This window comes from Pedobacter sp. ISL-64 (genome assembly GCF_018613605.1).
Lineage (GTDB): Bacteria > Bacteroidota > Bacteroidia > Sphingobacteriales > Sphingobacteriaceae > Pedobacter.
Genome location: NZ_JAGGPU010000007.1, coordinates 99,128 through 119,211 on the forward strand (window position 1 = coordinate 99,128; position 20,084 = coordinate 119,211).

18 protein-coding genes are annotated in these 20,084 nt (G+C 37.7%); all 18 read right to left on the bottom strand.

Going from position 1 to position 20,084, the window contains the following annotated elements; genetic code table 11:
• Nucleotides 1-130: 130 nt before the first annotated feature.
• The gene (locus J7E57_RS11720; RefSeq protein WP_215130611.1) at nucleotides 131-1,291 is read right to left on the bottom strand and encodes a FecR family protein; all 1,161 of its coding nucleotides are present in this window, start codon (nucleotides 1,289-1,291) and stop codon (nucleotides 131-133) included.
• A gap of 62 nt (nucleotides 1,292-1,353) precedes the next feature.
• Complete coding sequence (locus J7E57_RS11725; protein ID WP_215130613.1) at nucleotides 1,354-1,953, bottom strand: RNA polymerase sigma-70 factor; 600 nt, start codon at nucleotides 1,951-1,953, stop codon at nucleotides 1,354-1,356.
• Nucleotides 1,954-2,134: 181 nt separating this feature from the next.
• Nucleotides 2,135-2,677 carry a DUF420 domain-containing protein gene (locus J7E57_RS11730; protein ID WP_215130615.1) on the bottom strand — a complete coding sequence of 181 codons (543 nt, stop codon included), beginning with the start codon at nucleotides 2,675-2,677 and terminating at the stop codon, nucleotides 2,135-2,137.
• A 77-nt stretch (nucleotides 2,678-2,754) separates the two neighbouring features.
• Nucleotides 2,755-3,450: an SCO family protein gene (locus J7E57_RS11735; protein ID WP_215130617.1), complete on the bottom strand. Its 696-nt coding sequence runs from the start codon at nucleotides 3,448-3,450 to the stop codon at nucleotides 2,755-2,757.
• Complete coding sequence (locus J7E57_RS11740; protein WP_215130619.1) at nucleotides 3,450-3,803, bottom strand: cytochrome C oxidase subunit IV family protein; 354 nt, start codon at nucleotides 3,801-3,803, stop codon at nucleotides 3,450-3,452. The genes J7E57_RS11735 and J7E57_RS11740 overlap by 1 nt, the downstream gene beginning before the upstream one ends.
• A gap of 25 nt (nucleotides 3,804-3,828) precedes the next feature.
• Nucleotides 3,829-4,542 (bottom strand): cytochrome c oxidase subunit 3, encoded by a 714-nt coding sequence (locus J7E57_RS11745; protein WP_215130621.1) that lies wholly within the window; start codon nucleotides 4,540-4,542, stop codon nucleotides 3,829-3,831.
• 31 nt (nucleotides 4,543-4,573) lie between these two features.
• Entirely contained in the window at nucleotides 4,574-5,140 is a 567-nt protein-coding gene (locus J7E57_RS11750; protein WP_215130622.1) for a heme-copper oxidase subunit III, read from the bottom strand.
• A gap of 15 nt (nucleotides 5,141-5,155) precedes the next feature.
• Nucleotides 5,156-6,064: a heme o synthase gene (cyoE, locus tag J7E57_RS11755; RefSeq protein ID WP_029275893.1), complete on the bottom strand. Its 909-nt coding sequence runs from the start codon at nucleotides 6,062-6,064 to the stop codon at nucleotides 5,156-5,158.
• A gap of 12 nt (nucleotides 6,065-6,076) precedes the next feature.
• Nucleotides 6,077-7,135: a COX15/CtaA family protein gene (locus tag J7E57_RS11760; RefSeq protein ID WP_215130624.1), complete on the bottom strand. Its 1,059-nt coding sequence runs from the start codon at nucleotides 7,133-7,135 to the stop codon at nucleotides 6,077-6,079.
• Between the two features lie 82 nt (nucleotides 7,136-7,217).
• Entirely contained in the window at nucleotides 7,218-9,098 is a 1,881-nt protein-coding gene (locus J7E57_RS11765; protein ID WP_215130626.1) for a cbb3-type cytochrome c oxidase subunit I, read from the bottom strand.
• 23 nt (nucleotides 9,099-9,121) lie between these two features.
• On the bottom strand, nucleotides 9,122-10,354 hold the full coding sequence (locus tag J7E57_RS11770) for a cytochrome c oxidase subunit II (protein ID WP_215130628.1): 1,233 nt from the start codon (nucleotides 10,352-10,354) through the stop codon (nucleotides 9,122-9,124).
• A 69-nt stretch (nucleotides 10,355-10,423) separates the two neighbouring features.
• Complete coding sequence (locus tag J7E57_RS11775; protein ID WP_215130630.1) at nucleotides 10,424-11,647, bottom strand: quinol:cytochrome C oxidoreductase; 1,224 nt, start codon at nucleotides 11,645-11,647, stop codon at nucleotides 10,424-10,426.
• 15 nt (nucleotides 11,648-11,662) lie between these two features.
• Nucleotides 11,663-12,268 (bottom strand): c-type cytochrome, encoded by a 606-nt coding sequence (locus tag J7E57_RS11780; RefSeq protein ID WP_215130632.1) that lies wholly within the window; start codon nucleotides 12,266-12,268, stop codon nucleotides 11,663-11,665.
• The gene (locus tag J7E57_RS11785) at nucleotides 12,240-12,776 is read right to left on the bottom strand and encodes a DUF3341 domain-containing protein (protein ID WP_215130634.1); all 537 of its coding nucleotides are present in this window, start codon (nucleotides 12,774-12,776) and stop codon (nucleotides 12,240-12,242) included. The genes J7E57_RS11780 and J7E57_RS11785 overlap by 29 nt, the downstream gene beginning before the upstream one ends.
• A 2-nt stretch (nucleotides 12,777-12,778) precedes the next feature.
• Nucleotides 12,779-14,251 carry an NrfD/PsrC family molybdoenzyme membrane anchor subunit gene (gene nrfD, locus J7E57_RS11790; RefSeq protein ID WP_108198006.1) on the bottom strand — a complete coding sequence of 491 codons (1,473 nt, stop codon included), beginning with the start codon at nucleotides 14,249-14,251 and terminating at the stop codon, nucleotides 12,779-12,781.
• Nucleotides 14,252-14,277: 26 nt separating this feature from the next.
• On the bottom strand, nucleotides 14,278-17,310 hold the full coding sequence (locus J7E57_RS11795; protein ID WP_215130636.1) for a TAT-variant-translocated molybdopterin oxidoreductase: 3,033 nt from the start codon (nucleotides 17,308-17,310) through the stop codon (nucleotides 14,278-14,280).
• Nucleotides 17,311-17,358: 48 nt separating this feature from the next.
• The gene (locus J7E57_RS11800) at nucleotides 17,359-18,654 is read right to left on the bottom strand and encodes a c-type cytochrome (protein ID WP_215130638.1); all 1,296 of its coding nucleotides are present in this window, start codon (nucleotides 18,652-18,654) and stop codon (nucleotides 17,359-17,361) included.
• Nucleotides 18,655-18,909: 255 nt separating this feature from the next.
• Nucleotides 18,910-19,890 carry a deoxyhypusine synthase family protein gene (locus tag J7E57_RS11805; protein WP_057931708.1) on the bottom strand — a complete coding sequence of 327 codons (981 nt, stop codon included), beginning with the start codon at nucleotides 19,888-19,890 and terminating at the stop codon, nucleotides 18,910-18,912.
• Nucleotides 19,891-20,084 lie beyond the last annotated feature (194 nt).

The window sequence follows — 20,084 nt, forward strand, 5'->3', positions numbered from 1 at the left end:
TATCCTTGTTCTTAATAAGGCTAGGTGTTTGGTCGAGGTATCTTCATAGTTTTGATTAGGTTAATTAGTTGATTAATTTGAGGATCTTTTATTTTAAGACAACGGTTAGTTACTCCTCTGTCTGTTACTGTTATTCTTTATAAACTATCACCTTACCGGCCTTAATATCAAAGCGAACCTGACCAGTTTGTTCTAGTTTTGTTAAAACTTTCGAAATTTTTTCAAAACGGCTTACCGTTCCGTAATACATTACATCTTTGGCATCCTGATCGGCGTATTCTATTTCTACATTATACCAACGGGCAACTTTACGTAAAATACTTTCTTGCCGTTCGTTATTGAACATAAAATAGCCGTTTTTCCATGCTATTGCTTCATCAACATTTACTTCTTTTACATCCATACCAGAAACAGATACCAAAGATTGCTCGCCAGGTTTAAGCACCTCGCTCTCATTCGTAGTATTATGTGAAACTCGTACACTTCCTTCCAACAACGTAGTTTTAGTTACCCTTTCATCTTTATAGCTATTAATATTAAAGTGCGTACCTAATACCTCAACAGACTGCTTATCGGTTTCTACAATAAAAGGATGTACTGCATTTTTAGCTACTTCAAAATAAGCCTCCCCATCCAATTTCACCAAGCGCTGTTTAGCCGTTCCGATATTTAACGAATACTGAATTGAAGATGCTGCATTTAGCCAAACAGTAGAACCATCGGGTAACTGGATTTGCCATTCGCCACCATTTGGGGTCGAAATGGTATTTAATCTTGCATCATTTACATTTTCTGATCCAGCCATGTTATACACTAATTGACCATCGGCAGTTTTGGTGATAGAGAAGCCGGCTTCTTTGGCAACATCGCCATTCATCGCATCTGAAAGCGAAATTTTCTTTCCATCGGCCAGGGTGAGAATGGCTTTGTTTTTTCCCGGCGCCACGTCAGTAGCAAAAACATGCTCTTTCTTTTTCTGTAAAGAAAGGTAAGCGGTGAATGAAAACACAATAAAAACAACTGCAGCAGCAGCCCATTTTAAGCGCTTCATTAAAATCCGTTTAGGCGATCGGATTGGTTTGTCTACAGCCAAAATTTTATTTAGAACCGGATTCCATTTTTCACCAACAACATTAGGCGCATGTTCTTCTTCTGCGATAATCATTTTCACGATTTCGTCAGAAAGCAATGATTTACTGTTTTCTGCTAAAATTAAAAGTTCTTCCCTTTCGGCCTCGCTTAAGGTCTTAGCTGTAAACTGTTGTAAGAGATAATGTATACGTTCTTCCATAAAGATTCTGATACTAAGAAGCAGCAAAAGAAAATTAGGACTATCGGGATATTAGTTTTTTTCTATTTTATTTTCAAAAAGAAAAAAATCATTGGGTAAAAGAACACAATTCCGTGTTGATCAAGGTGTATGCGTATTGATTTTAACGCAATTACTAGGGCGTTTTTAACCGTATTAGGGGAAATATTGAGTATTTCTGCAATTTCAGGTATAGTTTTACCATCGCGTCTGCTCAATTGGTATATATTTTTGCGTTGATCAGGTAATTTCTCGACGGCAATGGCAATAATTTTCGTTACCTCGTTTAAATTAATTGTTTCTACAGTATTGTTATGGCTATTTTGTTGTTTAGCCACAAATGCATCAACAATTCTATCTTCTTTTAGCTTTTTACGCAGATAACTTAAACATTCATTAGAAACATATTTATACAGGTAGGCCCTCACATTCTCTACATCAGCTAACTTATCGCGATTTAGCCAAACCCTTAAAAACGAATCTTGAATAATTTCTTCTGCCGCATCATCAGATTTAGTAAACTTAGTGGCAAAAATTTGGAGTACAGGAAGGTATTTGAAGAAAAGAACAGAAAAGGCTTGTTCATCTCCTCCTACGATTTTTTCTATAAGCTTACGTTCATCTTCTATCCTTCCTAGCGCCATAAATTAGTCGATCTGCCTGCTCACCTACAAATTTATAAGTGTTTTTTATGGATGTAATATACATAAAAGTGAAAAAAAATTTGGGTTAAAAAAAATGATTGTCAAGATCAAACCTAGCTATAACTAAAAAAGCCTTACATTTTTAGTGTAAGGCTTTTTCGATATCTTCTAACTAGGAGGTTTAATGCTGATAATATGGCGAAATCATCAGATAAACGACCACTCCGGTTAAGGCAACATACAGCCATAATGGAAATGTAATCCGTGCAATTTTTCTGTGACGATCGAAACGCTCAGCCAATGCCCTTACATAAGTAACCAAAACCAGTGGAATAATGGCTATCGACAATAGGATATGCGTTAACAAGATAAAGAAGTAGGCATATTTAATAGCACCATCACCACCAAATCTGGTAGATGGGGTAGTCATATGATAAGCGATATACATTACCAAAAATAATAAAGAACAACCGATAGCGGTTTTCATCAAGTTTTGGTGCAATTGTATTTTACCGTTTTTTATGGCCCATACAGCCACCACCAACAGTACAGCTGTAATTCCGTTAATGGTTGCATATATCGGTGGTAAAAAAGGAAGTGTAGGTGCATTGATACCTAAATCTTTTAGTTTTACTACGAATAAAAATGCTACTGCTACAGGTATAAAAATAGAAAGAATGATGATCCACTTGCTATACTTTTTCTCGATCGGGCTATTTTCCATGAGTTTCTTAAATATTTTCTAATTATTAAGTCTTTTAAATCAACGAAGCAGGCTTCCGACTTATGACTTAGGACTAATTACCTGCCATCTTTAACATTCCTTAAATACTCCGCAATAAGTACTTTTATTTCGTCCTCCAACCTGGCGTTTGCCTCGGCGTTATCTGCATCATAAATACCACGTATACGGTGTAGATTATCGATAAGTACTATTTTATTGCTGAAAATAAAATTGGTTTTCTCTTCCGTTTCATCTGCCACTACATCAAGTAACAAACCTCTCCTGATCAGCGGATAAGTTTGAATGGTATCGCCAACCAAAAAATCCCATTTTCCAGCTTTTGCCTTAAAATGCCCGGCAAAATCTTTTATTCTACTTTTATCAAGTGGATCAACAGACAGGCTTAAAAACTTAACCAAAGGTTTTTGCTCATACCCATCAGATAATTTCTTAATATATTTACTTGTTACCTGATTGTTGGCACCGGTATAAAATAAATTTAGCACCACAATTTTGTTCGCGAGCGATTTCCAGGTAATGGTATCGTTATGTTGGTTTATGAGTTTTAAATCAGGAACCAAGTGGTAAATAGTATCTGGTATTTTTTCCCCTTTTACGCTATGAAAGGTTGATGCGACAACTTTCTCACCAAAGATGGGTAAACTCTTATACCTGTTCTTTGCAAAGTGTGGCAATAAGTAAAAAAACAAAAATCCCGGTATAGCTAAAATGCTTACCAGGATTATTACCTTTTTTATAGGACTTCTTTTCATTAATGGTTCATCATGTGGATGTTTAAAAACCCACCTTCTATCAGCATTAAAACAATAAAGTAAATAATGAAAATAAATGATACTGTTAATGCAAGCTGTAAGCCTAGCTTTTCATATTTTAAGTGCATAAAATAGGCTACAATATAAAATGCTTTTAACAGGGTTAACGCGATATAAATGTAATTACCGATGTGCTGGGTCATATATCCTTTAGGGATTAATACCAGCGCTATGATAAATTCAATTACGGTAATCAATAAAAGGATTCCAAAAACTTTCCAGATTTTACCTTTTGATAAACCTGCATGATCCCCGTGTCCGTGCTCTTCTGTTGTATGTGTATGCTCTGACATAAAAATATTTTTATAATATGATAAATTAAACCAAATAGAAGAATGTAAATACAAACACCCAAACTAAATCAACAAAGTGCCAGTATAAACCAACTTTCTCTACCATTAGATAATGTCCTTTTTTCTCAAAAGTTCCATTAATTGTCATGATCAGGATGATGATGTTAATGATTACCCCACTAAATACGTGGAAACCGTGGAAACCTGTGATGGTAAAAAATAAGTTTGCAAATTGTTGTGAAGCAACTAATGATACATCTTCTGGTTTAAGGAAGAAATGTTTTAATTCTTCTGCTGACGGAATATGTCCCCACCAGAAACCATCGTGGTGTAAGTGAGTCCACTCAATTGCCTGACAGCCTAAGAACATGAAACCACCAATGATGGTTGCAATCATCCAGCCGATAACTTCTTTTTTAGAACGTCTGTGACCTGCCTCTACCGCTAAAACCATGGTTACCGAACTCATGATTAAGATAAAGGTCATGATACCTACGAAAACTAATGGAGCGCCATGTTCTGCAATGCCTGGAATAGATTGAAAAACCTTATCTGGAGCTGGCCATGTTAATTTAGAAAAACGCTGAGCGCCGTAGTAGATCAATAAAGATGAAAAGGTAAAAGCATCTGACAAAAGGAAAAACCACATCATGATTTTACCATATTCTACCGACCACGGAGAACGACCACCATTCCATGGTCCGGTTTTAACTTGATCTAATTGTGATACTGCATTCATTTGGAAATAGTATAATAGTTTGTTAACAAATTTAACGGTTCAAAAGTAAAAAAACATACAGATATATCCATAATATATCTATAAAATGCCAAAAAATAGAAGCAATTTCCATTCTATACTGGACTTTGGCAACAGGCAGGCTTTTATAACTTCCTGTTAAAGCATTAATAATAAGGCCAACACCGCCAATAATGTGTAATAAGTGCATGCCAGATACCACATAAATAAATGATATTGCTGCGTTATTTCCTACCAGGGTTGCACCGGTCCGCACCATACTTCCCCAGGCATTAAACTGCATAACACCAAAAGCGATGGCCAATATTACAGTAATCCACAGCATGTTGCGCTGTAAGCTAAAGTTCAGTTTCTTTAAAGCCTTTGATGCAAGCACCAAAGTAATGCTACTGGCAATAATTACCAAACTAGAGTAAATAAAAGCATCAGGTAAAACTAAACCATGTCCCTTTCCCTTCGAAGCGGCAAATACCAGATAATAACTGGTAAAACCACCAAACATAATTGTTGATGATACGACAAATAACCAAACAATAAATTTCCTTGGTTTAGGGTCAAACGTATCCTGCATCTTTTCCATTGTTAGCACCATAAATTATTTTGCTATAAAATTTAATAATAAGCCCAACTGTACTGCTGGGATGTAAAAAAATGAACAAAACATTACTTTCTTGGCATCAGCCAATTCTCTGCTCATTAAAAGTTTAAAAGCCAGCCAGCTAAAAATAAGCCCGGCTATTAATGATAAACCTGCAATGTAGTATCCACCAAAACCATATAGCGTTGGCAGTAAACTTACCGGAATTAAAATTAATGTACTTAAAAAGGTAAGCAAAGCAGAGGTTTTATCTCTTTTCTTAGTAGGTAACAACCTAAAACCTGCTTTCTTATAATCATCATCCAAAACCCAGGCAATTGCCCAAAAATGTGGAAACTGCCATACAAACTGAATTAAAAACAGAATGCCTGCAATGTAATAATCAATTTCGTGGAACATTTCGGCTTTTAAACTGCCAAATGCTGCTAAATACCCAATAAGCGGTGGTAAAGCACCTGGAATAGCACCTACAAAAACTGCTATTGGCGATTTTCTTTTCAATGGTGTATAGGCAAAGGCATACAAAAGGATCGAAAATACAGAGAGCAAACCTGTTTCCAGATTTAATTTCCCTAATAACCAAGTACCTAAAAACGCCATAAAAACCCCCAGGATCAATCCTTGTCCGGTAGTCATTCTGCCTGCTGGCATAGGGCGATCTTTAGTTCTAGACATTAACTTATCTAAGTCCTTCTCAATAATTTCGTTAAAACAGTTTGCAGCAGCGGTTACTAAAAAACCACCGGCAATCAATATTAACCAGTTTCCCCAATCGATACTAGGGATATGGCCTCTACCCACCTGCATTTTCTGTCCGATCAAAAAAGAGATCGACGCCGAAAACACCACCGTAAACGATAGCCTGAATTTGATAAGTTTAGAAAAATCTGAAAGATATTGCTTCAATTTTCTTAAATATTATTGTTTATATGTACTTGTTCGGTAAACCAATAAGTACAGGTAAAACTGTAAACTAAATAACAGCGTAGAGAATAAAATATGCAATGCCTGCGCTGCCGGTGGGAAAGCTATATATGCTAATGCAAAACCACTTAATAATTGTATGAGGAGCGTTATTAACATAAACCTCGCTGTTAACAACGGGGCTGCCTTACCGCTAAAACGATCGATAACCATTTTATACACTACGGCATTGGCAATTACTACGAGTATAGCTAAATCGCGATGATAAGAGAATACCTCCCCTACTTTCGAAATCCACGTATTTTTGCTTCCGTAAGAAAGCGACTTTGCAATAACATCGACCGCTTCCCTAACCTCGGTTCCTAAAACAATCTGAACGATACTAATTACGAGGGTAAAGAACAAAAATCCTTTTAGCCATGCTATCCGGTACATAATTACAGATGGCGCTTTATTTAATTGCTTTGCGTAATTATAGGTATAAATAGATATCGCTAAAATAACCAGTGCCAACAACATGTGTACCGTTACCACCCATTGTGCCAAATTCGTAGAAACCACTATCGAACCTAACCAACCTTGGTATCCTACTACAAAAAGATTTAGGGTACTAAGTATAATAATTCGTTTAGCCGTTTTTCGGTAGGCAAATGAGTATACAACTGTTAAAAACAGGAATATCCCCACGGCTACCCCAGCCAATCTGTTCAGATATTCTGTCCAGGTTTTAGTTGGATTAAATTCTTCAGGTATGGTGATGCTCTTATCATGCCTAATACTATCAGCTAAGGCTACTTTGCCCATGCTTTCAAGATATTTGGCAAACTTTTCATTCTTCTTTAACCTACCTGCCACATATTTCTCTTTATAATTGGAAGGAAGTTGCGATACATCAGTTGGCGGAATGTAACGATCGAAACATTTTGGCCAATCCGGACAACCCATGCCAGATCCGGTACTGCGTACAATACCACCGGCAAGTATAACCAATAGCGTAACTATGATGGTTATAAGATTAATTCTAATGAAACGTTGTTCTGATCTGCTGACCATATATCTATTAAGATGAAAAGGGTATCCGGATAAGCAGAAACTTAATCAGATACCCCTTTTAAAATTTTATTTTAAGCCTAAACTAGCCCTTGCTTTCTGCAACAGGGTTAGCCAATTCCCAATCTTGCTGTATTTTTTCTGCTTCTGCATTTCCTTCAAAATCGTGAGGCAAGTTAGAACTCATGGTTTGAGAGAAAGGAACAGTTTGAGGAATAAAATCGGCATCATGACCAGGTTTACTATAGTCATATGGCCATCTGTAAACCGTAGGAATTTCTCCTGGCCAGTTACCGTGTAGATGTTCTACAGGAGCTGTCCACTCTAATGTATTCGATTCCCAAGGATTTTGAGGAGATACTTTTCCTTTAAAGATTGAATAAAAGAAGTTAAACAAGAACGCTACCTGAGCTAGTGCTGCCATAATAGCTGCCCATGTTACAAATACGTTAACCGTTAACCATTTCTTCATAAATTCGAACTCGGTAAATGCATAGTAACGACGTGGTACACCATCTAAACCTAAGAAGTGAAGCGGGAAGAATACCAGGTAAGCTGCAATGAAAGTTAACCAGAAGTGTAAATATCCTAATTTAGCATTCATCATTCTACCGAACATTTTAGGGAACCAGTGATACACACCTGCAAGCATACCAAATATTGCTGCAGATCCCATTACCAAGTGGAAGTGGGCAACAACAAAGTAGGTATCGTGTAAGTTAATATCTAATGAAGCATTTCCTAAGAAGATACCGGTTAAACCACCAGAGATAAAGAATGAAACTAAACCAATAGCAAATAACATTGCTGGGGTGAAACGGATGTTACCACGCCATAATGTAGCTAAATAGTTAAAAGTTTTTACTGCCGATGGTACTGCGATGATTAACGTTGTAATCATAAACACACCACCCAACAATGGATTCATACCGGTTACAAACATATGGTGACCCCATACGATGAACGATAATACGGTAATACCAATTAAAGAGTAAACCATTGCATGGTAACCAAAGATTGGTTTACGTGAGTTTACAGAGATAACCTCAGATGAGATACCCAATGCTGGCATAATTACGATATATACCTCAGGGTGACCTAAGAACCAGAATAAGTGTTGCCATAAAATTGGCGAGCCACCTTCATTTGGTAAAATATCAGTACCCATTACAATATCAGATAAGTAGAAACTTGTTCCAAAACTACGATCGAATACCATTAATACTACCCCAGCTACAAGAACAGGGAAAGATAAGATACCTAAAATAGCAGTCAAAAAGAAAGCCCAGATGGTTAATGGCATTTTCCAAAGGTCCATACCTTTAGTACGCATGTTTAAAATTGTACTTACGTAGTTAATACCACCCATTAAAGATGATGCTACAAAAAGTACCATACTGATTAGCCACAAAGTCATACCTAAACCAGAACCAGGCATAGCTTTAGCCACAACCGATAATGGCGGATAAACCGTCCAACCACCGGATGCAGGACCTGTTTGGATAAAGAATGATGACATCATAATCACACAGGCCATAAAAAAGAACCAGTATGAAAGCATGTTTAAGAATGGCGATGCCATATCTCTTGCTCCTATTTGAAGCGGAATAAGTAGGTTACTAAATGTTCCGCTCAATCCGGCAGTTAGTACAAAGAATACCATGATGGTACCGTGAATGGTTACCAAAGCCAGATAAAAGTCGGGTTTAATACGACCATCTGCAGCCCATTTACCTAAAAATGTTTCTAAGAAAGGGAAGTTTTGATCTGGCCATGCCAATTGAATACGGAATAAAATTGATAAGCCCATTGCTATTACCGCCATAATAATACCGGTAATCAAAAATTGCTTAGCAATCATTTTATGATCCATACTAAAGATGTACTTTGAAATCAAAGTCTCTTTATGATGCCCATGATCAGCGTGATCGTGATTGTGTTCGTCGTGTAATGCTATTGTTGACATAATTCGTTCGCTCCTGCTTAATATTATTTATTTAAAGCCATTTGGTTAGTTTTTACAGCTGCTGAATCTTTAGCTGCTGAATCTGCTACTGATTTTACAGGTGCAGGTGCCACTGGCAAATTAAATTGTTTTCTTAAATCGTCGTTTAAGTATGTTTTCTGTTCGGCTATCCAAGTTTTGTATTCGGCCTCAGAAACTACACGTACCACTTTTTGCATGTTGTAATGACCGGCACCGCAAATTTTAGCACATAAGAAAAGGTACTTAAAGTTTGGATCGTTAGTTTCTTGCTGCATTTCTGCAGTAGTTTTTGTAGGCGTAAACTCAAATATAGTTCTCATACCTGGTACGGTATTTAACTGTACCCTGAAGTGTGGCATATAAAAACTGTGAATTACATCTTTACTGGTTAAGATCAATTTAATTGGTTTACCAACAGGAAGAACCATTTCATCAGCCATCTCATCATCGCGAGAGTTGATATCTTTGAAATCGATACCCAATGTATTGGTAGCTGTAGTTAACTTGTAGTTTTTGTTCCCTACTATTCCATCAGCTCCAGGATAACGGATAGACCATTTAAACTGCTCAGAAGTAACTTCTATCTGCAATGGTTTGTTGTTTGGATCTTCAACTTTGAAGAAAATAGATCTCCAGGTTAAGAAACCCATTAATACCAAAACAGTTAATACTAAAGCCGGAACGATTGTCCAGATTTTTTCGATGGTATTATTGTGTGGGTAGTAGTAAGCTTTTCTTTTAGCTGAGTATTTATAGATGTAAGAAAATCCGAATAATAAGATGTGCGTAACTACAAATACAATGGTGGTAATGATTAATGTTAAATTAAACATCTCATCAATTTTCTTTCCGTGCTCAGATGCCGCATCAGGAAGTAACATTGCCCCGTGTACTGTATATTCCCAATATACACCATATAAACCGATCACTAAAAACAGCGCAAATAAACTTGCGTGTACCCTGTTCCAGTTAATGCCAACAGATTTACCTTGTGCTTCGCGGCTTAATTCATATACTCTTATTGCTTTACCAATAATTGCAATGAATAAGCATACGGCAAGGAAAACCAGAATATAAAATATTACCGATTTATAAACCTCGCCCATATCAACTTTCGGTGCCGCGGCAGCACCTGCTGCTGCATCTTGCGCAAATACGCTAGTGTTTGCAAAAACAGTAATCAATACTGCTAAAGCTGCGGTCGTTTTATTCGTTATAAACTTTCTTAAACTCATTTTCTTAAAAGTAGTACGCTGTACTGCTAATTATAATAATAATTAAATATTTGCTTTATCTTATCACCACTACAATTGATGATGCAAACTTTCTTGTAATAATGGGTGATTCTTTGCAATTAACGGTTTTTTGCTTAATGATGTTAAAACCGTAAAGGTAAACAATCCGACGAAACCAATTGCTGTACCAATTTCAACGATACCGAAACCATTATGTCCTTCTTCTACTGCTCCTGGCATAATCATTTGATAGTAATCTACCCAGTGACCTAAAAGTACCACAATAGAAACGAACAATAATTTCGCATCTGTTCTTTTGTTATCTCTATCCATTAATAATAATACTGGCGCTAAGAAGTTCATGGCCAGGTTTAAGAAAAACCAGAACTTGTAATACTCGAAGCGTTTGTAGAAATATACAGTCTCTTCAGGCATGTTTGCATAGTAGATCAATAAGAATTGAGCAAACCATACATAAGTCCAGAAGATAGAGAAACCAAAGATAAACTGACCTAAATTGTGTAAGTGGCTATTGTTAACCCATTGCATATAACCTGCTCTTCTTAATAAGATAAGAATAATAGCAATAGTAGCTAAACTGCTTACCCACATAGCGGCGAAGTTATACCAACCGAACATGGTTGAGAACCAGTGCGCCTCTAATGACATTACGGTATCGAAAGCAAAAATCGGCGTTGTAAAACCGTAAATTACCAAGAAGATACAAGCATTTTTAAAGCTTTTTCTGTAAGAATTTAAACCACCTGCTAAATCTTCGTTGTAAGAAAACTTAACAAACATGATCGAGAAAATACTGTAAATACCTAAAAACACTACCTGGCGACCTAAAAAGAAAGGTACGTTTAAGAAAACTGATTTACCAGCAATTAGTGAATCATAATTAGGGCTGTTTGGATCTGTTAATCCATCAGCATGCCAGTGGTGGTATAAGTTATGTGTATATAAACCTGCCGAAATTACAACGACAAGTATTACAGCCGCAATAGGCAATGTTTTTGCCATAGCCTGTGGTACACGTAAAATTGATGCAGACCAACCTGCTTGAGCTACATATTGAACAGCCAGGAAAAATGTACCCGACATACAAACGCATGCAAAGTAATATGCCATAAGCAACAGGTTAGCAAAAGTACGCTCGTGCATTACTTTATCGCCGGCTAAGAAACCGAACAATACAGCCGCAATACCGATAACGATACCAACAATGCTTAAGGTTTTTACTTTACCTGTAAACTCAAACTGTTCACTAAAATTAATATTGTGAGTTCCCATTTATATTCTGCTTTACTATTGTCCTTTTTGTAATTGTTGAACATACATCACCACTTTCCAACGATCTGTTGGTGAGATTTGCGAAGCATGCGAGCCCATGTTATTTACACCGTATGTAATGGTGTGGTAAATTTTACCTGCAGTAAGATCAACCATGTTACCACCTCTAGACGATGCGCCTGTTTGATAAGCAGGTACACCACTAAATTTCTCAATTTTAACTAAGTGTCCTTGTCCATCGCCTTTTTCTCCATGGCAAGGGCTACAGAAAACTTTAAACAAATGTTGGCCCTGAGCTAAATTAACAGTATCTACTGGTAAAGGGTTAACCATGCTCACACCTGCTGCTTCATATCCTTCTTTTGTATTAGGATATTCATCATATTCAGTAAAACCTACTGGTTTAGTATGTGCAGGTGGCAATTGGGCAGTTTTACCATCTTTAAAATTTTTGTTTGGTTGATCCGGATTGTAAGCAATCGGATCATACATGTTTCTGGCATATTCTAAGCCAGTACTGTGTTTATCTTTACAAGCTGAAAAGGTAGCTGCAAAAGCGATAGCTAAAAACGCCGCGTAAACAAATTTATTCTTATTCATAGCTAATGTACTTCCTTTCATTATACTTTACTTCTAAAGCACCTGCATCTTTTAATAATCCATCAATTACAGTATGTTCTATATTGTCTTTTGCATCAACTGCAATAACAAAACGATCATCAGTAGCACGTAAATCCATCACTCTTGGTGCTCTTCCTGGAAATAAGTGTGTAGATGCATAGTAAGTTAACACCATACCGAAAGCACAGAATAATACTGTAAGCTCGAACATTATCGGAATAAAATCCGGCAATGCAAATGATGGTTTACCACCTATGTTTACTTTCCAATCGATTACTGCGCAGAAATAAATTAAAGCAAAAGCTGCACAAGTTCCTGTTATACCAAAGCAAAAAGCTGCGATATCGATTCTAGATCTTTTAATTCCTAATTTGGCCTCTATTCCGTGTATAGGCATCGGTGTATACACATCAAAAATGCTGATGTTATTTTCCTGAAGCTTTTCGATGCCGTGCATCATTTCGTCAGGATCGCCAAAGCTGCCTAAAATATATTTGATATCACTCATTGTTATATTTTTGCGTAATCTTCTTGTTTAACACTATCAAATTTTTCTAAAGACTCTACGTATTCTGCAACGTATTCTTTATTCTCATGCCCTTCTTTAATCTGTTTCATTTTAGCTTGCTCACTTGCAGTTTTTAATAATAATTTAACCTCTGCTATAGCGATTGATGGCAATACTCTTAAGAATAATAAGAATAAAGTAAAGAATAAACCAATTGAACCTACGAATACACTGATATCAACCCATGTTGGATAGAACATTGCCCAACTTGAGGGAATATAATCGCGGTGTAATGAAGTAACGATAATTACGAAACGCTCGAACCACATACCCACGTTTACTACGATTGATAAAATCCAGGTAGCTTTAATACTTAAACGGATCTTTTTGAACCATAACAACTGTGGAGAGATTACATTACAAGTCATCATCATCCAGTACGACCACCAGTAAGGACCAGTAGATCTGTTGATAAATGCATACTGCTCATACTCTGAACCCGAATACCAAGCGATGAAAAACTCAGTTAAATAAGCTACACCTACGATTGATCCGGTTAGGATGATGATTTTATTCATCGACTCGATGTGGAACATGGTGATGTAGTTTTCTAAGCCCAATACTTTACGTGCAACCAATAATAAGGTTAATACCATCGCAAAGCCTGAGAAAATCGCTCCGGCAACGAAGTATGGAGGGAAGATGGTGGTGTGCCATCCCGGAATTACTGATGTTGCAAAGTCCATTGATACAATGGTGTGTACCGAAAGTACAAGTGGTGTAGAGATACCTGCTAAGATTAACGACACCGCTTCGAAACGCTGCCAAGTTTTAACACTTCCACTCCATCCAAAAGAGAAGATAGAATAGATTTTTCTACGTGTACCCACTGCACGGTCGCGGATGGTAGCGATATCTGGTAATAAACCTGTGTACCAGAATAATAATGATACAGAGAAGTAAGTAGAGATCGCAAACATATCCCATACCAATGGTGAGTTAAAGTTTACCCAAAGTGATCCGAATTGGTTCGGTAAAGGTAAAACCCAATAAGCTAACCAAGGACGGCCCATGTGCGATACAACATAAGTTGCGGCACAGATTACGGCGAAAATAGTCATCGCCTCTGCCGAACGGTTGATGGAGTTACGCCAGTTCTGACGGAAAAGTAATAGTACTGCTGAAATTAGTGTTCCAGCGTGACCAATACCTACCCACCATACGAAACCGGTGATATCCCAAGCCCAACCAACTGTTTTATTTAAACCCCATGCGCCGATACCGTTCCAGAAAGTGTAGCTTACTGCTACTACCCAAAGTAAAGCACCTAATGAGGCAACGATGAAACCAATCCACCAAGCCTTATTCGGCTTGTTCTCTACCGGGCCTAAAATATCATCCGTAATTTTTGCATACGTGATGTTATCTCCGGTGATTAATGGTTCTCTAAGTATTGATTCGTTATGTCCTGACATAATTTGTATTTTCTTTATACTAAAGCTTACGCTTGTACTGTTGTATCTGTGTTTCTAATTTTTGTCATGTATCCGATACCCGGTTTCACATTAATCTCCTCTAATACGTAGTAGATACGCTCAGAACGTAATGCTTTTGAAACCTCTGAATTTGGATCGTTTGCATCACCAAATACAATCGCATTTGCTGAACAAGCTTCCTGACAAGCCATTTTAATATCGCCATCTTTTAATGGACGTTTCTCCAGTTTAGCTTGTAATTTGCCACCTTGTATACGTTGAATACACATAGAGCATTTTTCCATTACCCCTCTCGAACGTGTAGTTACATCAGGGTTTAAAACTAATTGGGTAAACTCGTTATTTAAATAGTTATCGAAACGTGAATCGTTCCAGTAGTTAAACCAGTTGAAACGACGTACTTTGTACGGACAGTTATTTGCACAATAACGTGTACCTACGCAACGGTTATAAGCCATGTGGTTTAAACCATCACTTGAGTGTACAGTTGCCAATACCGGACAAACTGTTTCGCAAGGTGCGTGATCGCAGTGTTGGCACAACATTGGCTGGTGAACCACAGAAACATGATCTAGGTCTTCTAACTTAGCAATTTCTTTCTCTCTGGTTACATCACCAGCTGCAGTTTCGTAGCTGTAATAACGATCGATACGGATCCAGTGCATTTCACGACGACGGCGAACCTCATCACGGCCTACAACAGGAATGTTGTTTTCTACGTTACAAGCAACAATACAAGAACCACAACCTGTACAGGCATTCAAATCGATTGCCATAACCCAGTTGTTACCTGGTTTTTCGTATTGATCCCAAAGATCGTAATCTTTATGCTCGCCTTTTTCGTTACCTGCTCCAGGATTTTTTAAGTACTCCTTAAAAGTAGCTTCTTTAATCACTGCACGGCCTTCGAAAGAGTGGTGAGTTTGTGTTTGAGCCAATTCGTAATAACCGCCTGTTGGGGTAATGGTTACCGAAGTAGCATATTGGAACGTTCCATTTACAAAAGAAACAAAAGGGAAAGCATTTTTACCCACATCATTACCAGCTTTACCAACTTTGGTACGGCCATAACCTAATGCGATAGATGCAGTTTGTTGTGCTTGTCCTGGCTGGATCAATACCGGAAGATCTACTGAATATCCGTTGCTGGCCTTAACCGTTACAACATCAAATTCTTTAACTTTTAATTTCTCGGCAAATTTCGGCGCAAGTGCAACATAGTTATCCCAGGTTACTTTAGAAACCGGATCAGGTAATTCTTGTAAGAATGCGTTGTTTGCATTTTTACCATCACGCATCGGGATGCTTTCGTAAACCTGTAACTCTACTTCTTTAGCTAAACCTTTGCTACTGCTAACAATTGAAGTTGCAACTTGTGCTAAAGATTGAGTGAATGAATATGCTCCAGCAGTTTTTGCTGCTACAGTAACCACACCTTTTTCTAAAACTTCTTCCCATTTCAAACCAACAGCTGGTAACATTTTAGCTTCCCAGTTGCTGCGTACAAACTGATAGTAATCTTTAACCGGAGCATCAGCCCAGGTTAATAAACTCTCTTCAGCCTGGCGACTATTGAAAACAGGATTGATAGTTGGCTGAACGATAGAATAATATCCTTCGTAAGCGTTTGCATCACCCCACGATTCTAAATAATTATGGTTAATTGCAATAGCATCACAAGCGGTAGCGGTTTCATCAGCACGATCAGAGAATGAAATTTTAGCAGGAACCTTTGCTAATGCATCAGTAAATGCTTTGGCATTTGCAGCATCGTAAACTGGGTTACTGTTTAAGAATAAAACAGCACCAACTTCGCCACGGTTCATTTCAGCAACTAAGCCATTGAATTCGGCATCGTTACCTGCATATAAATAACAAGGGTTATCCAAATCGATAGTAGTACCATAACTTCCGATAGCGGCGTTAATGGCATTTACTAAAATCTGAGTAGAAACATCGTTCGAACCGCAAACTACAAGGCCTTTACCTTTAGCTTGTACTAATTCTTTAGCTACCAATTTAATTACTTTATCGGCAGTGGTGTTGTTACCTAACGTTCCGCCAGGTAAAGCACTTCCGGTAATTGCATTGTATAAGGCAATTAAAGCAGGTCCTTCTTCCGATAATTTAACCGGAACACGGGTATCTGCATTGGTACCTGTTAAGCTCATTCCACTTTCGAACTGAATGTGGCGGCTCATTTTTTTATTTTCTAACGATTTGTAGTTACGGTTAGCAGTATACTGAGCAGTAAACTCTTCTCCGCTAATCCAGGTACCTAAGAAATCGGCACTAAAACTTACAATTAAATCGGCCTTATCAAAGTTATATTTAGGTAAAACTGCTTTACCGAAACTGTTTTGGTTGGCCTGGATAATACCAGTATAAGAAACCGCATCGTACTGAACCAATTTAGTAACAGGATATTTTGCAATAAACTGTGCAATAACGGCATTAGTTGATGGGCTGTTTACTGTTGATGATACAATACGGATTTTCTTTCCACCCGCCTGTGCTTTTGCCAACTCGCCTTTTACAAAGCTGTCGATTTTTGCCCAGGTAGTTTCTTCAACTTTCCCATCTTTTACTAAAGCTGGTGCTTTTAGTTTAGATACATCATATAAATCTAAAACCGAAGCCTGCGCTCTTGCATCTGTACCACGGAAAAACTCACCAGCACTAGGATTTGGTTCAATTTTAATTGGGCGACCCTCTCTTGTTTTAACTAAAATACTCTGGCCATTAAAGCTCGAAGTATAATAGTTAGGAATACCCGGAGTAACCTCTTCAGGTTTTACCAGGTAAGGAATAGATTTATGAACAGGGGCAGTTTGACAGGCTGCCAAAGTTACTGCACCTAAACCAAAACCTAACGCCTTTAAAAAGTCGCGGCGTGGGGTAACGGTACTTAACCCTGCTTCATTTAAAACATCTTCTATTGGAATTGGCTCGGCGAATTCGTTTTTGCTATTCTTAACAAAATCGGGTGTATTGTTATACTCCTCTAAGCCTTTCCAGTATTTTTTGTTGCTTTCCATTTAAGCTATATTACTGTTTATTCGAACGTTCTTACTAAACTCTATCTATTAATAGTGGCATTTACCACACTCTAAACCACCCAATAACGCTGGTGTAATTTTCTCGCCTTTTTTAATCTTTTCGTGCGCTTCGATAACCTTAGCGTAGAAAGCATTATTTTTCTGACCAGAAATATCTGTTTCCTTATGGCAGTTAATACACCATTTCATGGTTAATGGAGAATATTGATAAATTTCTTCCATAGTATTAACCGGACCGTGACAAGCGAAACATACAGGTTCTGTTGGTTGTAATCCTTTTGCTTTACGGATTGCATCTTCTGCAACAACTACGTGTTGAGAGTGATTGAAGTAAGCAAAATCAGGAAGATTATGTACACGTACCCACTCCATTGGCTTAGCTTTACCTTCATCATATTTCTGTGTTTCCGGATCGTAACCTAAAGCATTATAGATTTTTTTGATCTCAGGAGAAATTTCACCATCATATTTATCTCTTGCCTGAACAGCTTTATGGCAGTTCATACAAACGTTTAATGATGGGATAGTTGCATTTTTAGACTTAAATGCGCCGTTGTGGCAATACTGACAATCAATTTGATTGATACCAGCATGTAACTCGTGAGAGAATTTAATTGGCTGAACTGGTTGGTAACCGGTGTGAACACCTGTGTTCCACATACCCATCCAACCCCAAGAACCTAAAGCGATGATTAAACACAAGATAAAGAACATCACAAATTTCTTGTTTTTGAACATCTTGCGTACACCAACCTTTAATGGCACATCTTCTTCAATCTCAATACCTTGTTTTTGTAAAATCAGTCGCTCTAACAATTTAGAAGCACGGCCTAAGATTACTAAAATAACAAACGCCAATACAACGATAGCTACAACACCTGCTATTGATAAACCTGAAGTAGATTCGTCTTTTGCTGCAACAGCACCACCCGCAGGAGTAGCCGCTTTTGGCTCACCTTCTTTAATGTATTGTAAGATGTCTTTGATTTTGGTCTCATCCAATTCAGGAAAAGAAGTCATTGCCACCTTATTGTTCTCATTAAAAACTTTAACAGCAGCAGCATCACCAGAAGCGATCAATGCAGCACTGTTAGGGATCCATTTCAAAAGCCATGCTTCATCATGACGATCGCTTACACCGGTTAAGGCTGGACCAATCAATTTAGCATCTAACGCATGGCACGAAGAACATTTTGCTTTGAAAAGCGTTCTTCCCTCTTTAGCATCCTGCGCATTTACGGTAGAAACCGCTATTACGGAAATTGCTGAAAATACGAATAACGACTTCCAAACGCTTTTTAAAATCATCGAGATATCTCTCATAATGAACACTTTATACTTATTTAATTTACTTTTTGTTGTGAAATTGATGCTGAACTAGGGGTAGCCCCACCAAAACTTGAACAAAAGTATAACTTATTAATAAATCCCATGACATAATAGTGACTGGAAATACAATTTATAATCATTCTAAACAAATGTCGTTTCAAGCCATTCAGGCAATAAAAATGCCCATTTTTGATATGTTATCTCCAATGGGCATACTAGAAACCAATTTGGTTTATTTATTTTTAATGATTATTGTTTTAATATCCAGGCAAACATTAACGGTGCAACAATTGTCGCATCACTTTCTACAATAAATTTTGGCGTGTGGATATCTAATTTACCCCAGGTAATCTTTTCGTTCGGTACAGCACCAGAATATGAGCCATAAGAAGTGGTCGAATCTGAAATCTGGCAGAAATAACTCCAGAAAGGAATATTTTCCATTTCCATATCCTGATAAAGCATTGGCACTACACAAATAGGAAAATCGCCGGCTATACCGCCACCAATCTGGAAGAAACCAATTCCTTTGCCTCCGCTGTTCGCAATATACCAGTCGGCCAACCAACCCATATATTCAATACCGCCTTTTACAGTAGTTGCGGTAAGTTCTTTTTTCATCACATACGATGCAAAAATGTTTCCCATAGTAGAATCTTCCCATCCTGGAACTACAATTGGCAAATTCTTTTCAGCCGCAGCAAGCATCCATGAATTTTTAGGATCAATTTCATAGTATTGCTCTAAATCTCCGCTTAAAAGCATTTTATACATAAACTCATGCGGAAAATAACGCTCACCTGCAGCTTCGGCATCCATCCAGATTTTTTGGATGTGCTTCTGCAAACGGCGGAAAGCCTCTTCCTCAGGAATACAGGTATCGGTAACACGGTTGTAATGGTTCTCTAAAAGGTCCCATTCATCCTGCGGGCTTAAATCGCGATAGTTTGGTACACGTTTATAATGTGAATGTGCTACCAGGTTCATAATATCTTCTTCAAGGTTTGCACCGGTACAAGAAATAATAGCCACTTTATCCTGGCGGATCATTTCTGCAAGTGAAATTCCCAATTCTGCAGTACTCATTGCACCAGCAAGTGTGATCATCATTTTACCACCTTCATCTAAATGCGTTTCGTACCCTTTAGCCGCATCCATCATTGCCGCAGCATTAAAATGGAGGTAATTACGCTCCATAAACTGAGATATTGGTCCTCTTGTATTGCTCATTTCGTTTTGTATTGTTTGCCGCAAAAATAGGTATTTAGGCCGAAAGGTTAAAACGTAAAAGCGTTTGTGTTAGTCCATAGTCCTTAGTCGGCAGTCCCTAGTCGATTAAACTACGTAAATTCCATTCAGCTATCGGATGTAGTTGAAGGATCTTTATAAAGATGAATAGCATAAAGTTAGGGTTGAGTTTACTT